The 16,996-nt window shown below is 69.7% G+C and carries 16 protein-coding genes and 2 tRNA genes; 7 read left to right on the forward strand and 11 right to left on the reverse strand.

The annotated features are described in order from the left end of the window. Positions 1-82: 82 nt before the first annotated feature. Genes OG884_RS36625 through OG884_RS36635 form a run of 3 tightly spaced genes read left to right on the forward strand, consistent with a single transcriptional unit; the run spans position 83 to position 2,734 of the window. Complete coding sequence (locus OG884_RS36625; protein WP_326640587.1) at positions 83-1,108, forward strand: phosphotransferase family protein; 1,026 nt, start codon at positions 83-85, stop codon at positions 1,106-1,108. Next, positions 1,105-1,752, forward strand: coding sequence for a hypothetical protein (locus OG884_RS36630; RefSeq protein ID WP_326640590.1), 648 nt, complete (start codon positions 1,105-1,107; stop codon positions 1,750-1,752). Before OG884_RS36625 ends, OG884_RS36630 begins: the two co-directional genes overlap by 4 nt. Next, positions 1,745-2,734: a zinc-dependent alcohol dehydrogenase gene (locus tag OG884_RS36635; RefSeq protein WP_326640592.1), complete on the forward strand. Its 990-nt coding sequence runs from the start codon at positions 1,745-1,747 to the stop codon at positions 2,732-2,734. The genes OG884_RS36630 and OG884_RS36635 overlap by 8 nt, the downstream gene beginning before the upstream one ends. Positions 2,735-3,252: 518 nt before the next feature. On the opposite strand, the gene OG884_RS36640 is transcribed toward OG884_RS36635, so the two are convergent. Further along, on the reverse strand, positions 3,253-4,197 hold the full coding sequence (locus OG884_RS36640) for a sulfite exporter TauE/SafE family protein (protein WP_326640593.1): 945 nt from the start codon (positions 4,195-4,197) through the stop codon (positions 3,253-3,255). 254 nt (positions 4,198-4,451) lie between these two features. On the opposite strand from OG884_RS36640, the gene OG884_RS36645 reads away from it, so the two are divergent. Further along, positions 4,452-4,775, forward strand: coding sequence for a cation:proton antiporter domain-containing protein (locus OG884_RS36645; protein WP_326640595.1), 324 nt, complete (start codon positions 4,452-4,454; stop codon positions 4,773-4,775). 100 nt (positions 4,776-4,875) lie between these two features. On the opposite strand, the gene OG884_RS36650 is transcribed toward OG884_RS36645, so the two are convergent. The 7 genes from OG884_RS36650 to OG884_RS36680 form a co-directional block, all read right to left on the reverse strand. Next, positions 4,876-7,440 carry a DUF4118 domain-containing protein gene (locus OG884_RS36650; protein ID WP_326640598.1) on the reverse strand — a complete coding sequence of 855 codons (2,565 nt, stop codon included), beginning with the start codon at positions 7,438-7,440 and terminating at the stop codon, positions 4,876-4,878. 49 nt (positions 7,441-7,489) lie between these two features. Next, the gene (locus OG884_RS36655) at positions 7,490-8,350 is read right to left on the reverse strand and encodes a potassium-transporting ATPase subunit C (RefSeq protein WP_326640599.1); all 861 of its coding nucleotides are present in this window, start codon (positions 8,348-8,350) and stop codon (positions 7,490-7,492) included. After that, complete coding sequence (kdpB, locus tag OG884_RS36660) at positions 8,350-10,473, reverse strand: potassium-transporting ATPase subunit KdpB (RefSeq protein ID WP_326647103.1); 2,124 nt, start codon at positions 10,471-10,473, stop codon at positions 8,350-8,352. The genes OG884_RS36655 and kdpB overlap by 1 nt, the downstream gene beginning before the upstream one ends. Next, positions 10,473-12,134 carry a potassium-transporting ATPase subunit KdpA gene (kdpA, locus tag OG884_RS36665; RefSeq protein ID WP_326640601.1) on the reverse strand — a complete coding sequence of 554 codons (1,662 nt, stop codon included), beginning with the start codon at positions 12,132-12,134 and terminating at the stop codon, positions 10,473-10,475. The genes kdpB and kdpA overlap by 1 nt, the downstream gene beginning before the upstream one ends. Continuing rightward, the gene (locus tag OG884_RS36670) at positions 12,134-12,223 is read right to left on the reverse strand and encodes a potassium-transporting ATPase subunit F (protein ID WP_326640603.1); all 90 of its coding nucleotides are present in this window, start codon (positions 12,221-12,223) and stop codon (positions 12,134-12,136) included. Before OG884_RS36670 ends, kdpA begins: the two co-directional genes overlap by 1 nt. 361 nt (positions 12,224-12,584) lie before the next feature. After that, positions 12,585-12,657: transfer RNA gene (locus tag OG884_RS36675), tRNA-Pro, on the reverse strand. A 120-nt stretch (positions 12,658-12,777) separates the two neighbouring features. After that, positions 12,778-12,849, reverse strand: a tRNA-Gly gene (locus OG884_RS36680). 511 nt (positions 12,850-13,360) lie between these two features. On the opposite strand from OG884_RS36680, the gene OG884_RS36685 reads away from it, so the two are divergent. After that, a complete protein-coding gene (locus tag OG884_RS36685) occupies positions 13,361-13,561 on the forward strand; it encodes an alpha/beta hydrolase (protein ID WP_326647104.1) in 201 nt (66 codons plus the stop codon). Between the two features lie 151 nt (positions 13,562-13,712). Here OG884_RS36685 and OG884_RS36690 read toward each other — a convergent pair whose 3' ends face one another. Beyond that, positions 13,713-13,907: a DUF1918 domain-containing protein gene (locus OG884_RS36690; RefSeq protein WP_326640605.1), complete on the reverse strand. Its 195-nt coding sequence runs from the start codon at positions 13,905-13,907 to the stop codon at positions 13,713-13,715. 163 nt (positions 13,908-14,070) lie between these two features. Between OG884_RS36690 and OG884_RS36695 the strand changes: the two genes are divergently transcribed. Beyond that, a complete protein-coding gene (locus OG884_RS36695; RefSeq protein WP_326640607.1) occupies positions 14,071-14,412 on the forward strand; it encodes an ArsR/SmtB family transcription factor in 342 nt (113 codons plus the stop codon). 440 nt (positions 14,413-14,852) lie between these two features. Next, complete coding sequence (locus OG884_RS36700) at positions 14,853-15,932, forward strand: TauD/TfdA family dioxygenase (protein ID WP_326640609.1); 1,080 nt, start codon at positions 14,853-14,855, stop codon at positions 15,930-15,932. A gap of 170 nt (positions 15,933-16,102) precedes the next feature. Here the strand turns inward: OG884_RS36700 and OG884_RS36705 are convergent, their stop codons facing one another. Together OG884_RS36705 and OG884_RS36710 are read right to left on the reverse strand one after the other, a co-directional pair. Beyond that, positions 16,103-16,513, reverse strand: coding sequence for a nuclear transport factor 2 family protein (locus tag OG884_RS36705; RefSeq protein ID WP_326640611.1), 411 nt, complete (start codon positions 16,511-16,513; stop codon positions 16,103-16,105). After that, complete coding sequence (locus tag OG884_RS36710; RefSeq protein WP_326640613.1) at positions 16,495-16,947, reverse strand: VOC family protein; 453 nt, start codon at positions 16,945-16,947, stop codon at positions 16,495-16,497. The genes OG884_RS36705 and OG884_RS36710 overlap by 19 nt, the downstream gene beginning before the upstream one ends. Positions 16,948-16,996: the final 49 nt, after the last annotated feature.

Consider the following 16,996-nt stretch of genomic DNA (forward strand, 5'->3'; position numbering starts at 1 on the left):
GCTTCACGGCGCGATCACCGCGCTTCGCCCGCACCGGAAAAGAGACGAGGGCGTGGCTCAAAGACCAAGAAAGAGGCTGTCCGTGAGCGCAACACCGACCGACCAAGCCATCTTCACCGAACGGCTCAGCACGTGGGCACAGACCCACTACGGGCCACAAGCGGTGGTAGGCGACGTACGCCGGATGCCGGGCAACTCCGGAATCAGCTACGGATTCGACATCACCCACCACGGCGACCGCGAGGGCCTGGTCGTACGCCTGACCCCACCCGGCGTCGTACGGCAAGGCAACACCGACATCATGCGCCAAGTCCCGCTGCTGCAGGCGCTCAAACGGGCCGGCCTGCCCGTGCCCGAGGTCCGCTGGTACGACGAGGACGAGTCATGGTTCGGCGTGCCATACCACATGGTCGAGCACATGCGCGGCACCTCCACCCACATGTTCGACAAGGGACGAGCCGAACAGATCGACGGCACCGGCCTCGAACCGGTATTCGTCGAAGCGATGGGCGTACTCGCCGCCATCCACCAGATCGACTGGCGGCGTGAGCTCCCCGGCTGGTCCACCCCCAGGGACCTGGAGGCCGAGATCTCCTTCTGGACCCCCAGCCTGCTCAAATCCGACGACCCCCAATGGATCTCCCAAGGGATGCAGATCCACGACCGGCTCCTGGCCACCAGACCCCACACCCCCCTCATGAGCATCGTCCACGGCGACTTCTACTCCAACAACTGGCTGTTCGCCGACGGAAGCCTGACCGCCGTCCTGGACTGGGAGATCGCCTCCATCGGATCACCCGGACTCGACATCGGGTGGATCTGCATGATGTACGACCCCAAGAGCTGGAGCCCGGCCCGCCACCAATGGTCCCAGTGGTCACCCGAACCGGACTTCCTCGTCGATGCCTACCTGGCCGCGGGCGGCCCCGCCGTACCCGACCTGGACTGGTTCCGCGCCCTGGCGGGTTTTCGCCTCAGCTGCATCACCGCGATGGGCCTGCGCCTGCACCGCACCGGCCGCCGCCCCGACCCGGCCTGGGAAGTACTCGGCGACGCCGCGCCGTACATGATGAACCGCGCCGAGGAACTGCTGGCGGGCCTTCGATGAGCGCCCCCGGATCACTGCCCGCCGTCCGCATCGACAGCGACCGGCGCGCCTTCGCCTGGTGCGGCGCCTGCTCCGCCTGCGACAACTGCCGCTCGGGCTGGAGCGCCTGGTGCACCACCGCACCGGCGCCCGGCCACTGGCAACCCCTCGCCCCCCACGTGCCCCACCGTCCGCGCATGGAACACGCCCTGGCCGCGGCCCTGGGCTGCCTGGACATCCTCGCCCAGGACACCACGGCCCATCCCGGCGACACGACACTGCTGGTCCTTGGGCCGGCCCAGGTGCTCACACCCCTGCGTGTGGTCCTGGCACACGCCCGCATCGGCGCGGTACACGTCGCCGATGAGACCCTCACCGGCGACGACGAGTTCTCCCTCGCGGCGGCGAGGGCCGCGATGGCCGGACAGAGCGGCACCGGCCGCGCCGACACCATCGTCTCCCTGCGGGGACGGCTCGACCTGGCCTCCCGCTGGGTACGACGAGGCGGACGCGTGGCGAGCCTGACCTGCGCGGGGGAGACCATCATGCCCGCCCTGGACACCCTGGTCACCCGCGAAGTGAGCATCGTGTCCCTGCGCGACCCCTGCGGCGCCATCGCCCCGCTCACCGATGCCCTCACCCGTTCAGGAGAACTCCATGGCTGACCACGGCCCCCGCCGGGCACTGCTGGCCGCCCCCGGCAGGTTCCAGGTCGGCCCCGGCCCCGAAACGCCACTGGGACCCGGCGACGTGCGCCTTGCCGTACTCGCCACAGGCATCTGCGGCACCGACCTGGCCACCTACCGAAGCGGAGACGCCGACCCCCACCAGGTGCTCGGCCATGAGATCGTCGCGCACGTCACCGAGACGGGCGGCGCCACCGACCTGCCCACCGGCACCAGGGTCATGCTGCGCCCCATGCGCTCCTGCCACCGCTGCTGGTATTGCGCCTCCGGCCACACCCACCTGTGCGACCACTCCAAAGAACTCACCCTGTCCTTCCAACGCCCCGGAGGCTTCGCCGAGGAGGTGATCCTGCGCGACGCCGAACCCGGCGACGCCCTACCCCTGGCCGAGGAAGCCGATATCACCGACGGCATGTGGGCCGAGCCGCTGGCCGTGGCCGTACACAGCCTGAACACCCTGGGCGGCCCGCGCCCCGCAGACCCGCTCCTGGTGATCGGCGCCGGACCTCTCGGCCTTTGCACCACCGCCGCCGCGGCCGCGCGCGGACTGAAGGTGACCGTCGTCGAACCACGAAAGGCCCGCCACGCCACCGCCCACGCCGCCGGCGCCTCGGCGGTCCACCTGCCCCACGACCTCACCGGCCGATACCCCTGGACCGTCATTGCCGCCGGCACACCCGCCGCCCTGCGCCAGGCCATCGAGTCCACCCGGCCGGGAGGGCGGATCTCCATCACCGCCCTGGGCCCCGCCCCGGTGCCCACCCTTACCCACCCGGTGCAGGTGAGCGGCTCGTTCGGCTACAACGACGAGGAGTTCGCCCAGGCCGCCGCGCTCATCAACGACGGCACCGTACGGCTCGGCGGCGCCGTCTCACGACGCTTCCCCCTGGCTGAGATCAACGCGGCCTTCACCTACGCCACCGAAGACCCCGAAGCGGTCAAGGTGGCCATCACCCCCTGACTCCGAAGCGGTCAAGGTGGCCATCACCCCCTGACCCCGAAGCGTGCGGGCACCTCACGGCGACGATCCGAGGTGCCCGCCCCGCCGTACGGACCCCGGCGACCGGCCCCGCGCCACCGCCGCACCGACCGCCCTGCCCCGCTCTGCCGTACGGCTCAGCCCACGCGACATTCCAGCACCTGCCCCGGCCGCTCGCCCCTTCCTGCGACGCCTGGTGATCGGCCCGCGCCACATGAAGCGCGCACCCGCACCACGCCGCCGGGAGGTAATCCCTCATGTGCATGAGATCGGCAGTGAGATCGGCACCAGCGCCGCCCGCAGGGCCTCTCCGCCTTCCCTGGCTGACACCTCCGGCTTCCTCGTACGACCTCGTACGACCTCGTACGGGTGGCGTACGACCTTCGCGCGACGCCCGGCACCGGCGGCGCTCGACCGGGGCCCGGCACGCGGAAGGCCTCCCTCGCCACATGCGAGGGAGGCCTTCACGCGGAACCACGGCCGGATTCGCGCCGCCGGGCTCAGCTGGGGGAGCCGGCGGTCTCCTGCTCCTCGGTGCGGCGCCGCTCCTCTGCCTCGAGCGCCTCGGCCATCTCGTTGTCGCGGTCACGGCGGTACTCACGGAGCGAGTAGGCGATGGCGGCGGCCCAGATGGCGGCGATGGTGATGTAGGCGGCCGCCTGGACGCCGCCGGAGGCGTCGATCCAGTCGCTGCGCAGCAGGGTCCGCACGTTGGTCAGGACGATGACGCCGCCGACGGCGGAGCCCAGGATGCGCGGCGGGATGTGGCGGACCAGCCAGGCGGCGATGGGGGCCGCGATGACGCCGCCGAGCAGCAGGACGGCCACCCAGGAGAAGTCGATGTTCTCCGAGCCGATGCCGACGAAGAAGCCGAGGCTGGCGGCGACGGCGACCAGGAACTCGCTGGCGTCGATGGAACCGATCACCTTGCGCGGTGCCAGGCGGCCGCTGGCCAGGATCGCCGGGGTGCCGACCGGACCCCAGCCGCCGCCGCCGGTGGCGTCGACGAATCCGGCCACCAGGCCGAGGGGGGCGAGGAAGCGCTTGCGCAGCGGCTTGCCCAGGTTGCCGCGCGGGAGGCCGAAGGCCGTGAAGCGGATCAGGACGTAGACGCCCAGCGCGAGCAGGATGATCGACATGACCGGGGCGGCGACCTCGGTGGAGAGGCCGGACAGGAAGGTGGCTCCCACGAACGCGCCGACGGCGCCGGGGAGACCGATCTTGGCGACGACCTTCCAGTCGATGTTGTCGAAGCGCCAGTGGGACACGCCGGATGCGAGGGTCGTGCCGATCTCGGCGAGGTGGATGGTGGCCGAGGCGGCAGCGGGGTTGGTGCCGATGGCCAGGAGTAGCGTCGTCGAGGTGACACCGTAGGCCATGCCGAGGCTGCCGTCGACGAGCTGCGCCGCGAAGCCGACCAGGCCTAAGAGGATGAGCGCACGCACGACGCCCCCCTTCCTATTTTCCCTACTCTGTTGATAGGAATTATAGTGATTGAACTTCAAGGTGCCGTCAAGTCACGTTTCGGGTAAGGCGTCTCAACTCGTGGACACCTTTGTCTCACAAGCGCTGTCATCTCGGTTGATATCCGCCGTCAGGCCCCGCGTCGCCTCACGCCCTCGACCACCGGCGACAGGAGGGTGGCCAGGCTGACGGTGTCGAGCCCCAACACACCTCCACCGGAACCGGCATGTGAAGTGTGATCAATGAGGCGATACCTCGCACAAAACTGCGGCATAAGAGCAGGCTCAACCGGTGGGAGGCCCTGGCCCTGGGCGCCGGGCTCAACGCGCGAGGCGTCATCGAGGTGGTCGTGGCCATGGTGGGCCTGCGGCTGGGCATTCTCAGCGTCGAGGTCTACACGATCGTGGTGCTGGTGGCGATCGTGACCTCCCTCATGGCTCCGCCGATCCTGCGCTGGGCCATGGCCAGGGTGGAGCAGACCACCGAGGAGGAGCTGCGCAGGAACGAGCAGCTCGCCTGGTCGAAACAGTCCCAGACGGGCAGCGCCGACCCGCTTTAGCGGAACGCCGGCCCGCTTTAGCGGAACGCCGGCCCGGCCGCGCGGGCCGTCCACCCCGTCCATGCCGGGGAGGGGCGGCCCTTGGCGACCGGGACGCGGATCACAGGTCCTCCTCGACGAGGTGCGCCCGCGAGTCCGGAGAGACGGGAAGCGTCACGATCATGGTGAGACCGCCTCCGGGCGTCTCGTCGGGCAGCAGGGTGCCGGTCATCGCCTCGGCGAACCCCCGGGAGAGTGCGAGGCCCAGGCCGACACCGGTGTGGCTGTCGCGGTCGCCGAGCCGCTGGAAGGGCATGAAGACCCGGCCGTAGGCCTCGGACGGTATGCCCGTGCCGCGATCGACGACGCGGATCTCCACCTGGTCGCCGTGCCTGCTGGCCGTGACGAGGACCTTCGTGTCCTCGGGGCTGTAGCGGACGGCGTTGGACATGAGGTTGACCAGGATCCGCTCCAGCAGCACCTGGTCGGCGACGACCTCGGGCAGCTCGGCGGAGACGTCCCACTCGATCCGCCGGGACAGGTCGCCGAGGTCGTCGACGGCGCGCGGCACGACCTCCTCCAGTGCGGTCGCCTCCAGTGTCACCCCGAGCACCCCCGCCTGCAGCCGGCTCATGTCGAGCAGGTTGGCGACCAGGCGGTCCAGCTTGACCAGGGACTCGTCGGCGGTGGCGAGCAACTCCTCCCTGTCCTCGGGGGACCAGTCGACGTCGGTGGCTCGCAGGCCCTCCACGGCGGCCCTGGCCGAGGCGAGCGGGGTGCGCAGGTCGTGACTGACCGCGGCGAGCAGCGCGGTGCGCATCCTGTCGGCCTCGGCCAGCGGCCTGACCTGCTCCGCCTCCTCCTCCAACCGGTCCTGCCGCAGGGCCACTGCCGCCTCGGCGGCGAACGCCTCCAGCACCCGCCGGTCGGAGGCCTCGAGCAGCCTGCCCCGTATGGCGAGCACGAGCTGCTCGTCGATGACCACGTCGGTGTCCGCGGCGCCCGGCGAGGTGCAGGGCACGTCGACGCCGGCGGCGGCGACGATCCGCCACGCCTCGGGGTCGGACTGGTCTTCGGGCACCGGCTCTCCGGTCCGTTCCAGCAGGGTGACCGAGGCCAGGTTGAAGGTCTCCCTCAGCCGGGCGAGCAGCGAGGCGAGCACATGCTCGCCGCGGAGCACGTGTCCTGCCAGGGTGGAGAGGACCTCCGCGTCGGCACGGGCTCGGGCCGCCTCCCGGGTCCGGCGGGCGGCGAGGTCGACGACGGCGCTCACCATGACGGCCACCAGCACGTAGACGCTCAGCGCGAACAGATTTTCCGGGTCGGCGATGGTGAAGCCGTCGAGCGGGTGCGTGAAGAAGTAGTTGAGCAGCAGAAAGCCGAACACGGCCGCGGTGACGGCCGGCCACATGCCGCCCACCAGGGCGACCAGGATCACCGTGAGCAGGAAGAGCAATATGTCGCTCGGCAGGTTCACATCATTGCGGAAGAGGTACAGCGCCAGGGTCAGGATCGGCAGCCCGAGCATCGCGAGCGCCCAGCCGGCCAGCCGCCGGGGGCGGGTCAGCGCGGCCTGCGACGGGGCGCGGTCGCGCCCTCTCCTCACCTCCTCATGTGTGATCATGTGAACGTCGATGGACCCCGACTGCGCGATCGTGGTCACCCCGACCCCCCGGGAGAGGATCTGGGCGAACCTGCCTCGCCGGGACGCCCCCAGCACCAGCTGGGTGGCGTTGACACCGCGCGCGAAGTCGAGCAGGGCTCGCGGCACGTCGTCACCGACGACCTGGTGGTAGGTGCCGCCCAGGTCCTCCACCAGCGTGCGCTGGCGGGCCATGCTCGCCGGATCCGCTCCGGCCAGCGCGTCGGCGCGCGTGACGTGCACGGCCAGCAGGTCGGCTCCCTTGCTCCTGGCCGCGACCCTGGCGGCCCGGCGCACCAGCGTGTCGCCTTCCGGGCCGCCGGTCAGCGCGACCACGACGCGCTCCCGCGTCTCCCAGGTGCCGGAGATGCCGTGTTCCGCGCGGTAGCGGTCGAGCTGGTCGTCGACCTTGCCGGCGACCCACAGCAGCGCCAGCTCGCGCAGCGCGGTCAGGTTGCCGACCCTGAAGTAGTTCGACAGCGCCGCGTCGACCTTCTCGGGCGCGTATACGTTGCCGTGCGCCATCCGGCGGCGCAACGCCTCCGGGGCCATGTCCACCAGCTCCACCTGGTCGGCCCGGCGCACCACCTCGTCGGGCATCGTCTCACGCTGGGCCACCCCGGTGATCTCCTGGACGACGTCGTTGAGCGACTCCAGGTGCTGGATGTTGACCGTGGAGATGACGTCGATGCCCGCGTCGAGGACCTCCTCGATGTCCTGCCAGCGCTTGGCGTTGCGCGAGCCGGGCACGTTGGTGTGCGCCAGCTCGTCGATCAGCGCCACCTTGGGCCTCCTGTCGATGACGGCGTCCACGTCGAGCTCGGTGAACGTGCACCCGCGGTGGGCCATGCTCCTGCGTGGGATGATCTCCAGGTCCTTGAGCAGCTCCGCGGTACGGGGACGGTCGTGGGTCTCCACGAGGCCCACGACCACGTCGGTGCCTCTCATGAGACGGCGGTGGCCCTCGCAGAGCATCATGTAGGTCTTGCCGACCCCCGGGGCGGCTCCGAGATAGATGCGCAGCCGCCCCCTTCTCTTGTTCATCACATCTCCTTGAGCGTGGCGACCTCGGGTCTTCGGCCCGGGGAGGAGGTCAACTCCGGTCGAGCGCCAGGTTGAGCGCGAGGACGTTCACCGCCGGTTCGCCCATGAAGCCTAGGGAACGGCCCGTGGTGTTCTCCGCGATCAGCTGCCTGACCCTCGCCACGGGGACTCCGCGCTCCCTGGCCACGCGGGCCGCCTGGAGTTCGGCGTAGGCGACCGAGATGTCCGGGTCGAGGCCGGAGCCACTGGCGGTGACCGCGTCGGCGGGCACGACCGCCAGGGCCGTCGTGCCGCGGACCGGAACGGTGCGGCCGACCGCGTAGTCTTCGCCGGGTCTACCGCACTCGACCCTGACACCACGGTACTCGGCGACGAACGGGGGCGTGGGGCAGGCCTGGTTGACGCTGACGGCCCTGGTCGGGGTGCCGACCGCCGGGAAGACCTTCAGCACCGCGCCGACGCCGTCCGGCGTGCAGTACGGCCTGGCCCCGGAGACGCCCTCCAGTTCCCCGACCGCCTTGGACCGGGCGCAGACCTGGGTGAGCAGGCTCCGCCTGCCCTCGCCGCCCCCGGCACCCGGGACGGGCAGGACGTCCACGATGTCCTCGGGCCCCAGGTTGCTCCCGGCGGTGGAGAGCATGTCGTAACCGTCACCGGCCACGGACGGCCGGCTCTGGAAGTACCTCCCGACGGGCCTGCCTCCGGCGTCCGTGAAGTTCTGGCCGACGATCGCGCTGCCCACGTCCCTTCCGTCCTTCTCCACGAGGGAGCCGTTGGCCCCGCCGTTGAAGGCGACCTGGGCGATGCCGGTGACCACCAGCGGGTAGAGGGCACCGGTGAGCAGGGTCAGGGCGAGCAGCGCGCGGAGCGCGGCGAGATGCTGGCGCAGCCAGCTGGGCAGGCGTTCCATTACGACATCCCCGGAAGGAACTGGATGAGCAGGTCTATCAGCTTGATGCCGATGAACGGCACGATGATGCCGCCCAGACCGTATACGTAGAGGTTGCGGCTGAGCAGCTTGGAGGCGCTGGAGGGGCGATAGCGCACCCCGCGCAGCGCGAGCGGGATCAGCGCCACGATGATGATCGCGTTGAAGACGACCGCCGACAGGATCGCCGACTGCGGACTGGACAGGCGCATGACGTTCAGCGCGTCCAGGCCCGGATAGACCGCCGCGAACATCGCCGGAATGATCGCGAAGTACTTGGCGACGTCGTTGGCGATGGAGAAGGTGGTCAGCGCGCCCCGGGTGATGAGCAGTTGCTTGCCGATCTCCACGATCTCGATGAGCTTGGTCGGGTTGGAATCCAGGTCGACCATGTTGCCGGCTTCCTTGGCGGCCGAGGTGCCGGTGTTCATCGCCACCCCGACGTCGGCCTGCGCGAGCGCGGGGGCGTCGTTGGTGCCGTCGCCGGTCATCGCGACCAGCCGCCCGCCCTCCTGCTCCGACCTGATCAGGGCGAGTTTGTCCTCGGGGGTGGCCTCGGCCAGGAAGTCGTCCACGCCGGCCTCGTCGGCGATGGCCCTGGCGGTCAGCGGGTTGTCACCGGTGATCATGACGGTGCGGATGCCCATCCGGCGCATCTCGTCGAAGCGCTCGCGCATGCCCTGCTTGACGACGTCCTTGAGATGGATCACCCCCAGCACCCGCGCCGTGCCGTCGGCGATCTCGCCGACGACCAGCGGGGTGCCGCCGGAGCCGGAGACGGCGTCGACGATGCCGCCGACCGCCTCGACGGAATGGCCGCCGTGGTCGCGGACCCACTTCATCACCGCGGTGGCGGCGCCCTTGCGGACCTGACGGCCTTCGAGGTCGACGCCGCTCATCCGGGTCTGCGCGGTGAACCCGATCCACTGGGCTCGGGCGAGTTCTCCCGGCAGGCGCTCTCTCAGCCCGTGCTCCTGCTTGGCGTAGACCACGATGGAGCGGCCCTCGGGGGTCTCGTCGGCGAGGCTGGCCAGCTGTGCGGCCTCTGCCAGCTCGTCGGCGGAGACTCCGGGGGCGGTCAGGAACGCCGACGCCTGCCGGTTGCCCAGTGTGATGGTGCCGGTCTTGTCCAGCAGCAGGGTGTTGACGTCGCCGGCGGCCTCGACCGCGCGGCCGCTCATCGCCAGCACGTTGCGCTGGACCAGGCGGTCCATGCCGGCGATGCCGATCGCCGACAGCAGTGCCCCGATGGTTGTCGGAATGAGGCAGACCAGCAGCGCGACCAGCACGACACCGGTGACGCCGTCCCCGGTCAGGGCCGGTGAGTCCGGCACGCCGGGGTTCTGGGCCTTGGCGTAGATCGCCAGCGGTTGCATGGTGGCGGTGGCGACCAGGAAGATGATCGTCAGGGCGGCCAGCAGGATGTTGAGCGCGATCTCGTTGGGCGTCTTCTGCCGGTCGGCGCCCTCGACCAGGGCGATCATCCGGTCGATGAAGCTCTCTCCCGGCTTCTGGGTGATCTGCACGACGATCCGGTCGCTCAGCACCTTGGTGCCGCCGGTCACCGCCGAGCGGTCGCCGCCGGACTCGCGGATGACCGGGGCGGACTCGCCGGTGATGGCCGACTCGTCCACCGAGGCGATGCCGTCGACCACATCGCCGTCACCGGGGATGATCTCCCCGGCCTCCACGACGACGAAGTCTCCCCGCAGCAGTTCCTGAGCTTCGACGACGTCCCACTCGGTGGAGTCGCGGCCGCGCAGCCGCCGCGCCGTGGTGTCGCGCTTGGCGGCGCGCAGCGTGGCCGCCTGTGCCTTACCGCGCCCCTCGGCGACGGCCTCGGCCAGGTTGGCGGAGAGCACGGTCAGCCAGAGCCACGCCGCGGTGGCCCAGGCGAAGAACGAGGGGGTCACCACCGCCAGCACCGTGGTGAAGACCGCGCCGATCTCGACGATCAGCATCACCGGGTTGCGCCAGAGCGTGGCCGGGTTGAGTTTCCTGAGCGCCTCGGGCAGCGATGTGATCAGCTGCCTGGGGTCGAGAAGGGTGCCGCCACTCCCGGGGGTGGGTGCACGGCCCGGCTTCTGGAGCGTCTGGGCGGACATCATCGGAGTCCCTCCGCGAGCGGGCCGAGCGCCAGAGCGGGCAGGAAGGTCAGCCCGACGAGGATCACCGTCACGCCGACGACCATGCCGACGAACTGCGGCCGGTAGGTGGGCAGCGTGCCCGCGGAGACGGGCACCGGCGCCTGCACGGCCAGGGAACCGGCCAGGGCGAGCACGAAGATGATCGGCAGGAACCTGCCGAAGGCCATGCACAGGCCGAGAGCCACGTCGTACCAGGGTGTGTTGGCGGCGAGGCCGGCGAACGCGGAGCCGTTGTTGTTGGACGCGCTGGTGAAGGCGTACAGCACCTCGGAGAAGCCGTGCGGGCCGCTGTTGAGCATGCCGGCCCGCCGCTCGGCCGAGCCCATCGCCAGTGCCGTGCCGGTCAGCACCAGCACCGGCGTGACCAGGAAGTACAGCGCGGCGAACTTGATCTCGCGGGAGCCGATCCGCTTGCCCAGGTATTCGGGGGTACGGCCGACCATGAGCCCGGCCACGAAGACCGTGATCATCGTGAGCACGAGCATGCCGTACAGGCCCGCGCCGGCGCCACCGGGGGCGACCTCGCCCAGCATCATGTCGAACATCGCGATCATGCCGCCGAGCGCGGTGAACGAGTCGTGGGAGGAGTTCACCGCGCCGGTGGAGGTCAGGGTGGTGGCGGCGGCGAAGGTGGCGGAGCCGGGCACGCCGAAGCGCACCTCCTTGCCCTCCATCGCGGTGCCCACCGCCTGCGGGACCGTGCCGCCGTGGGCGACCTCCAGCCCGGTCAGCAGCGCGACGCCGGCCAGCGCCAGGATCCCCATGGTCGCGACGATCGCGTAGCCCTGCCGTCTGTCACCGACCATGCGGCCGAAGGTGCGGGGCAGCGCGAAGGGGATCAGCAGAATCGCGAAGATCTCCACCCAGTTGGTCCAGCTCGTGGCGTTCTCGAATGGGTGGGCCGAGTTCGTGTTGTAGAACCCGCCGCCGTTGTTGCCCAGCTCCTTGATGATCTCCTGGCTGGCCACCAGGCCACCGGTGATCGCCTGCGTGCCGCCGGTCAGGGTCGTCACCTCGTGCGGGGAGGCGAGGTTCTGCACCAGCCCGCCCGCCAGCAGCACGACCGCGCCGACGAGGGCGAGCGGCAGCAGGACGCGGAAGGTGCCGCGGACCAGGTCCACCCAGAAGTTGCCCAGTTCTTCGGTCTTCCTGCGGGCGAGGCCGCGGACCAGCACGATCGCCACCGCCATGCCCACCGCGGCGGACACGAAGTTCTGCACCGCCAGGCCGGACATCTGCACCAGGTGGCCCATGGTCGACTCACCGGCGTAGGCCTGCCAGTTGGTGTTGGTGACAAAGCTGACCGCGGTGTTCCACGCGACGTGGTCGGTCACCGGCGGGAGGCCCAGCGACAGGAACAGCCTGTCCTGCAGCCGCTGCAGCCCGTAGAGGAGCAGGACGGAGACCGCCGAGAACGCCAGCAGGCTGCGGGCGTAGAGGTCCCACCTCTGCTCGGCGTCCGGCCGGACGCCGACGAACCGGTAGATCACCCGCTCGGGGGCGAGGTGCCCGGTGTCGTGGTAGACGCGGTACATGTAGTCGCCCAGCGGCCGGTGGACCACCGCGAGAGCGACGACGAGGGATCCGATGAACAGGATTCCGGCTGTGCTCGACGACATTAGAAGCGCTCCGGGAAGAGCAGTGCCGCGACCATGAAGACCACCAGAACGACGACCACGGCCAGACCGGCCGCGTTGACGGCGCTCACAACCGTTCCACCGCCTTGACGACCAGCCCGAGGATCGCGAAGACCGCGATCGTCAGGGCGACGAAGATGACGTCTGCCATCCCCACTCCTCGCATCCGGGATTTGTTCTCACCACCACCCGACGGGCGAGGCACATGCAATAAAACCGCTGTTTTCTGTGCTTATTGCGCCTCTTGACGGTTTCCATAAGCCCCAGCACCCAGGCTTGACGCCTCCCCCACACAGTGCCCGGCAGACCTTGACGACCGCTTGACACCCGATCACAGGCTCCCGCCGCCGTGCGGGGGTGAGCGGGTATAGGTCCACAGACCCACAGGTCCGCTCTCCGTGGCGGTCGCCGTGTCGCGGTGACACGGCGTCGTCGGAACGGCAGGGCTCGAACCTGCGGCCTTCCGGTCCCTGGCCGGATGCTCTTCCTGCTGAGCTACGTCCCGTCACGCGTCCGGGCCGGTTGGCGTGGGCCGTACCGGACGCGCTGCGGGCCTGCCGACCGGGCGGGGGTCGCCACTCCCGTCGCCGAGTCCCAGTCCCATGGCCCTCTTCTTTCAGGGCGGAGCCGCAGCGGGGCCTCGAACCCCGTCCTGCCGGGTGGAAGCCGGCTGCCTTACCTGTTCGGCCTCTGCGGCGTGTCTCCCGGAAGATCCCGGGCGTGAATCCTTTCGCGCCCTTTCGAAGGGAGGCCGAACGGATTCGCGTTCAAAGTGCTGCGCTGTGCAGTTGTCAATCTCGGAAAACAGCGATCCGGCTTATCGCCGTGAAAGCGGTGGTACCCGGTTGCGGAAATGGAGAAGCCGCCTGCGAATGGGCGGCTCGACGGTTTCTCTCGCGAAGATTATCCGCCTGACCACCCTGGGGCATGGCCGAAGTTGCCGAACAGGGGGAACTCAAAGAGCTTCTCCTGCCACGCCGGCGATGCGCCGTGGTTCACGGTTACTCCTTTTCCTGGGCCGGAACGGGCGTCCCGGCCTTTGTTCATTGAAGGGCAAAGGCGGCCCCCGGCGCCAATGATTTTCACCGGGGTTTCTTTCCGGCGGTGGCCGCCGCGGCCGGCATGGAATTCACCTCGCCCGCTCACCGTTCACCGCTTCCCCGGCCCCGGCCAGGGCGGCCGACCTGTCGGGGCTGCCCCCGGCGTACATCGACGTCGGCGAGCTGGAGGTCTTCAGGGACGAGTGCATCGACTATGCCCTGCGGCTGGTCCGGGCGTGCGTCTCCACCGAGTTCCACCTCTACCCGGGTGCCTTCCACGGCTTCGACGGGATGATTCCGCAGGCGGAGATCAGTCGCCGGGCCGCCGACGAGCGGATGGTCGTGCTGCGCCGGGCACTGCTTCCCTGACGGCCGGACGCAGGCGCACCAGCCGCATGGCCGGGTGCGCCCGGAGCCGGCCCGCGGGATCACCGGCGCCCGGGGCGGAGAGGCCCCGAGGCGGAGCGGTCCCGGCCGCTCCGCCATAGGAAATTTTCCCCAATCGGGTGTGAAACGCCGCCTAGTCCGGCGTCTTGGACACCACATGGGCGTCAGGCCCCGGGAAGACGAGGCTCTCGTGCTCGTCGCCCTCCCAGCGGACCACGTAGGGCGGGCTCCCGTCCTGGTGATGGAGCTCGACGATGCACCCGACCTTGCGGGGATCGCCGCTGTGAGTGCCCTCCACGATCAGCTTGTCACCTATGGTTGCCTTCACTGTGGCCTCCTGGATCGCAGGTGCCGGTTCTCCGGGCATCCTCTCCTTCCATGGCACCATCCTGTGACGCATACGTCCAGGTGGGGGGCACAATGAGGTCGGCTGGACGGTTTAGTCGGCTCCGGAATTCCCTCAGATGAGTTGACGCTGAGATAGTGAGGCCATGCACGCACTCGACGTTCTCGGTGACCCGGTCCGGCGCCGGATCCTGGAGTTGCTCGCCGACGGCGAGCGCGCGGCCGGCGAGATCAGCGCCGTGGTGCAGGAGGAGTTCGGGATCTCCCAGCCCGGTGTCTCGCAGCACCTGCGCGTGCTCCGAGACAACGGGTTCGCGACCGTGCGTGCCCAGGGAACAGGGCGTCTGTACGCCGTCGACCCCGCCCCGCTGCGGGAGGTGGACATGTGGCTTGATCGCTACCGGCACTTCTGGACCCAGCACCTCGACGCCCTGGGCACCGAGATCGTCCGGGGAAAGCGGGAGCGCCGCGCCGGAGAGGCCCGCTGACCCCTCCCCCGCGACCGGAGTCCGCCTGCCCGAAGCCGTCACCGCCTGGAGGGCCGACGAGGCGCGCAGGCAGCGGTCGACAGCACACAGGCGTAACGGAGGGCGAGACGACATCTCTATTGACGGAACCTCCGGGACCGGTCTAGCGTGGCGGGAGAACCACCAGCCGCAGGAGAGAACCATGACCCAGGTAGCCGTGCCAGGCTCCGGGTCCAGCCTGCCCTGCCGTAGGGATCCGATGCGGATCAGCCCGCCGCGCAAGGGCCTGCGCCCAGGTACCGCCGCCGGGGATCCACAGACTCCCTTCTGACCCTGGCGTCGCGGCGGGTCCGCCGCACGATCGGTTCGTGCGGCCTCTCCCGTCGCGTTTCCTCCCGGATCACGCGTATATCGCCCCGGCGAGCACTTTCTGAGACGACCCTGAGCACTCGGAGCGCATCATGACCACAGACCTTTCCCCATCCCCCATCACCGGCCCCTCCGCCTGGCGCGGTGACGAACTGGCCGGATCGACCCAGTGGATCTACCTTCTCGGTGACGCCGAGCGCGAGGAGCTGGAAACCCTCGGCCGCCGGTTCGTCGAGGACGACCCCGACCTGCGCAACGTGGCCGCCGAGAGCTACCCGCTCGTCGCCGCGCGCGGCATGATCGAGGAGTGCGCACGGCAGATGGACGCCGGGCGCGGTTTCATCCTGGTCCGAGGCCTGCGCACCGAGGAGTACGGTGACACGCTGGCCGGCGCGATCTTCTTCCTGATGGGCCTGCACCTCGGCACGCCGATGGAGCAGAACCAGCTCGGCAATGTGCTCGACCACGTCATCGCGACCTCCAACAAGACGCTCGACGATCCCGGAGCGCTGCCGTCGCGGGTACGCGACCGGCTGCCCTTCCACTCCGACAGCTCCGACGTGGTCGCGCTGATGTGCCTGCGCGCGTCGAAGGAGGGCGGCTCCAGCAGTCTGGTGAGCGGCACGACGATCTACAACGAGGTCCTGCGCCGACGCCCCGACCTCGCTCCCCTGCTGTTCGAGCCCTGGCACTGGGACTGGCGGGGCCAGGACCCCGACTCCCTCGCGGACACCTACGTCTCCCCGATCTGCAGCCACGTCGACGGGATCTTCAGCACCTACGCGGGCAGCACGATGATCTTCTCCGCCCAGAAGTACCCCGGCGTGCCGCCGCTCACCGAGGCGCAGATCGAGCTGCTGCACCTCTATGACGAGATCACCCAGGAGCCGGGGCTCGCACTCGACATGGACTTCCAGCCGGGCGACGTCCAGTGGCTGCTGAACTACGCCGCCCTGCACTCGCGGACCGGCTACGTCGACTGGCCCGAGCCGGAGCGCCGCCGGCACCTGCTGCGCCTGTGGCTCAAGCGCGACGTGGGCCGCCCGCTCGTGGCGGGGTTCGGTAAGAACGTCGTGAAGGCGCGGGGCGACGAGGAGGACAAGAAGCCGCTGCCGGGCGGCAGTTTCCGCATCTCCGAGGCGGTCGTGCCCAACCAGGACTGGGGCAACTGACCCGCGCCATACGGAGGAGACGGCCGGTGGGGTTCTTCCCACCGGCCGTCTTTCGTTCAGGGCCTTTTACGACCCCCGGAACCTCTCAGGGGGCTGCCGGCGCCTGTTCCGGCGGGGCAAGCCCCTGAGGCCTCAATAAACCCTCACGGGCGATTTAGGGGCGTTTAGGGTTAGGTGTCGAGTTGTCGCCGTACCTCGCCGCTGTCCCAGTAGTCGATGCGGTGTGCGATCATGCCGTCGGCGTCGACCCGGAACCTGAACACCCCACGTACCCCCACCGGTCTGCCACCCGCCGAGGCCAGCCGGAACGACATCCGGTAGGCGAGCGACGCCCGGTCGCCCTCGACGAGGAGGTCCTCGACCTCGTAGCGCAGGTCCACGAAATCGGCCAGGAAACCGGTGAGGTTGGCACGGTAGCGGTGCCTGCCGGTCACGTTCCGCCCCAGGACCGAGGTGTGCTCGTTGACGAAGTCCTCACTCACGCAGGCCGCGATCGCGTCGGCGTCGTGCGCGTTGAGCGCCTCGACGTACCGTGCGACCGCGGCCCGGGTGAGCTCTCCGTTCAGGAGGGGTTCGCCCACAGCTTGCGCACCGTGTTGAAGACCTGCTGGTTGTGGGAGATCTCGATGACGTTGCCGTCGGGGTCCTTCAGCGCGCAGATGTAGCCGACCGGGTCGGGCATGTCGCGCGGCTCCCAGTGCAGGCAGCCCAGCTCGCGCGCCCGCTCGGCGACACCGTCCACGTCGGTGCGCTCGGGCACCTCGATGCCGATGTGCGCGAACGGCGTCAGCAGCCCCAGCTGCCCGCCCTTGTCCTTGTTGAACGAGACGAGCACCAGGACCATCGGGGTCTCTACCTGCTTGTCGTTGGAGAGCCAGGCGCTCTCGCCGTCGGCGTCGCGGAAACGCTCGACGACCACCAGTGGCGTCAGCGACGTGTAGAACTCGATCGCCTTGTCGAGATCGCCGGTGGGCAGCGCGACGTGGGTCCATCTCGCCTGGGTCAGGTTACTCATTGATTCCTCCAAATATCGGGTGTTTCACTACGGATGGTCATCGGGGCTC

Origin of the sequence: Streptosporangium sp. NBC_01755, from assembly GCF_035917995.1 — a bacterium.
Lineage (GTDB): Bacteria > Actinomycetota > Actinomycetes > Streptosporangiales > Streptosporangiaceae > Streptosporangium.

What these genes read in the sequence shown, in the direction of transcription:
- OG884_RS36630 (WP_326640590.1), top strand. Translation starts at nt 1,105, where the DNA reads ATGAGCGCCCCCGGATCACTGCCCGCCGTCCGCATCGACAGCGACCGG.
- OG884_RS36635 (WP_326640592.1), top strand. Translation starts at nt 1,745, where the DNA reads ATGGCTGACCACGGCCCCCGCCGGGCACTGCTGGCCGCCCCCGGCAGG.
- OG884_RS36650 (WP_326640598.1), bottom strand. Translation starts at nt 7,440, where the DNA reads ATGAACAAGAGAAGGGGGCGGCTGCGCATCTATCTCGGAGCCGCCCCG.
- OG884_RS36655 (WP_326640599.1), bottom strand. Translation starts at nt 8,350, where the DNA reads ATGGAACGCCTGCCCAGCTGGCTGCGCCAGCATCTCGCCGCGCTCCGC.
- kdpB (WP_326647103.1), bottom strand. Translation starts at nt 10,473, where the DNA reads ATGTCCGCCCAGACGCTCCAGAAGCCGGGCCGTGCACCCACCCCCGGG.
- kdpA (WP_326640601.1), bottom strand. Translation starts at nt 12,134, where the DNA reads ATGTCGTCGAGCACAGCCGGAATCCTGTTCATCGGATCCCTCGTCGTC.
- OG884_RS36695 (WP_326640607.1), top strand. Translation starts at nt 14,071, where the DNA reads ATGCACGCACTCGACGTTCTCGGTGACCCGGTCCGGCGCCGGATCCTG.
- OG884_RS36700 (WP_326640609.1), top strand. Translation starts at nt 14,853, where the DNA reads ATGACCACAGACCTTTCCCCATCCCCCATCACCGGCCCCTCCGCCTGG.
- OG884_RS36710 (WP_326640613.1), bottom strand. Translation starts at nt 16,947, where the DNA reads ATGAGTAACCTGACCCAGGCGAGATGGACCCACGTCGCGCTGCCCACC.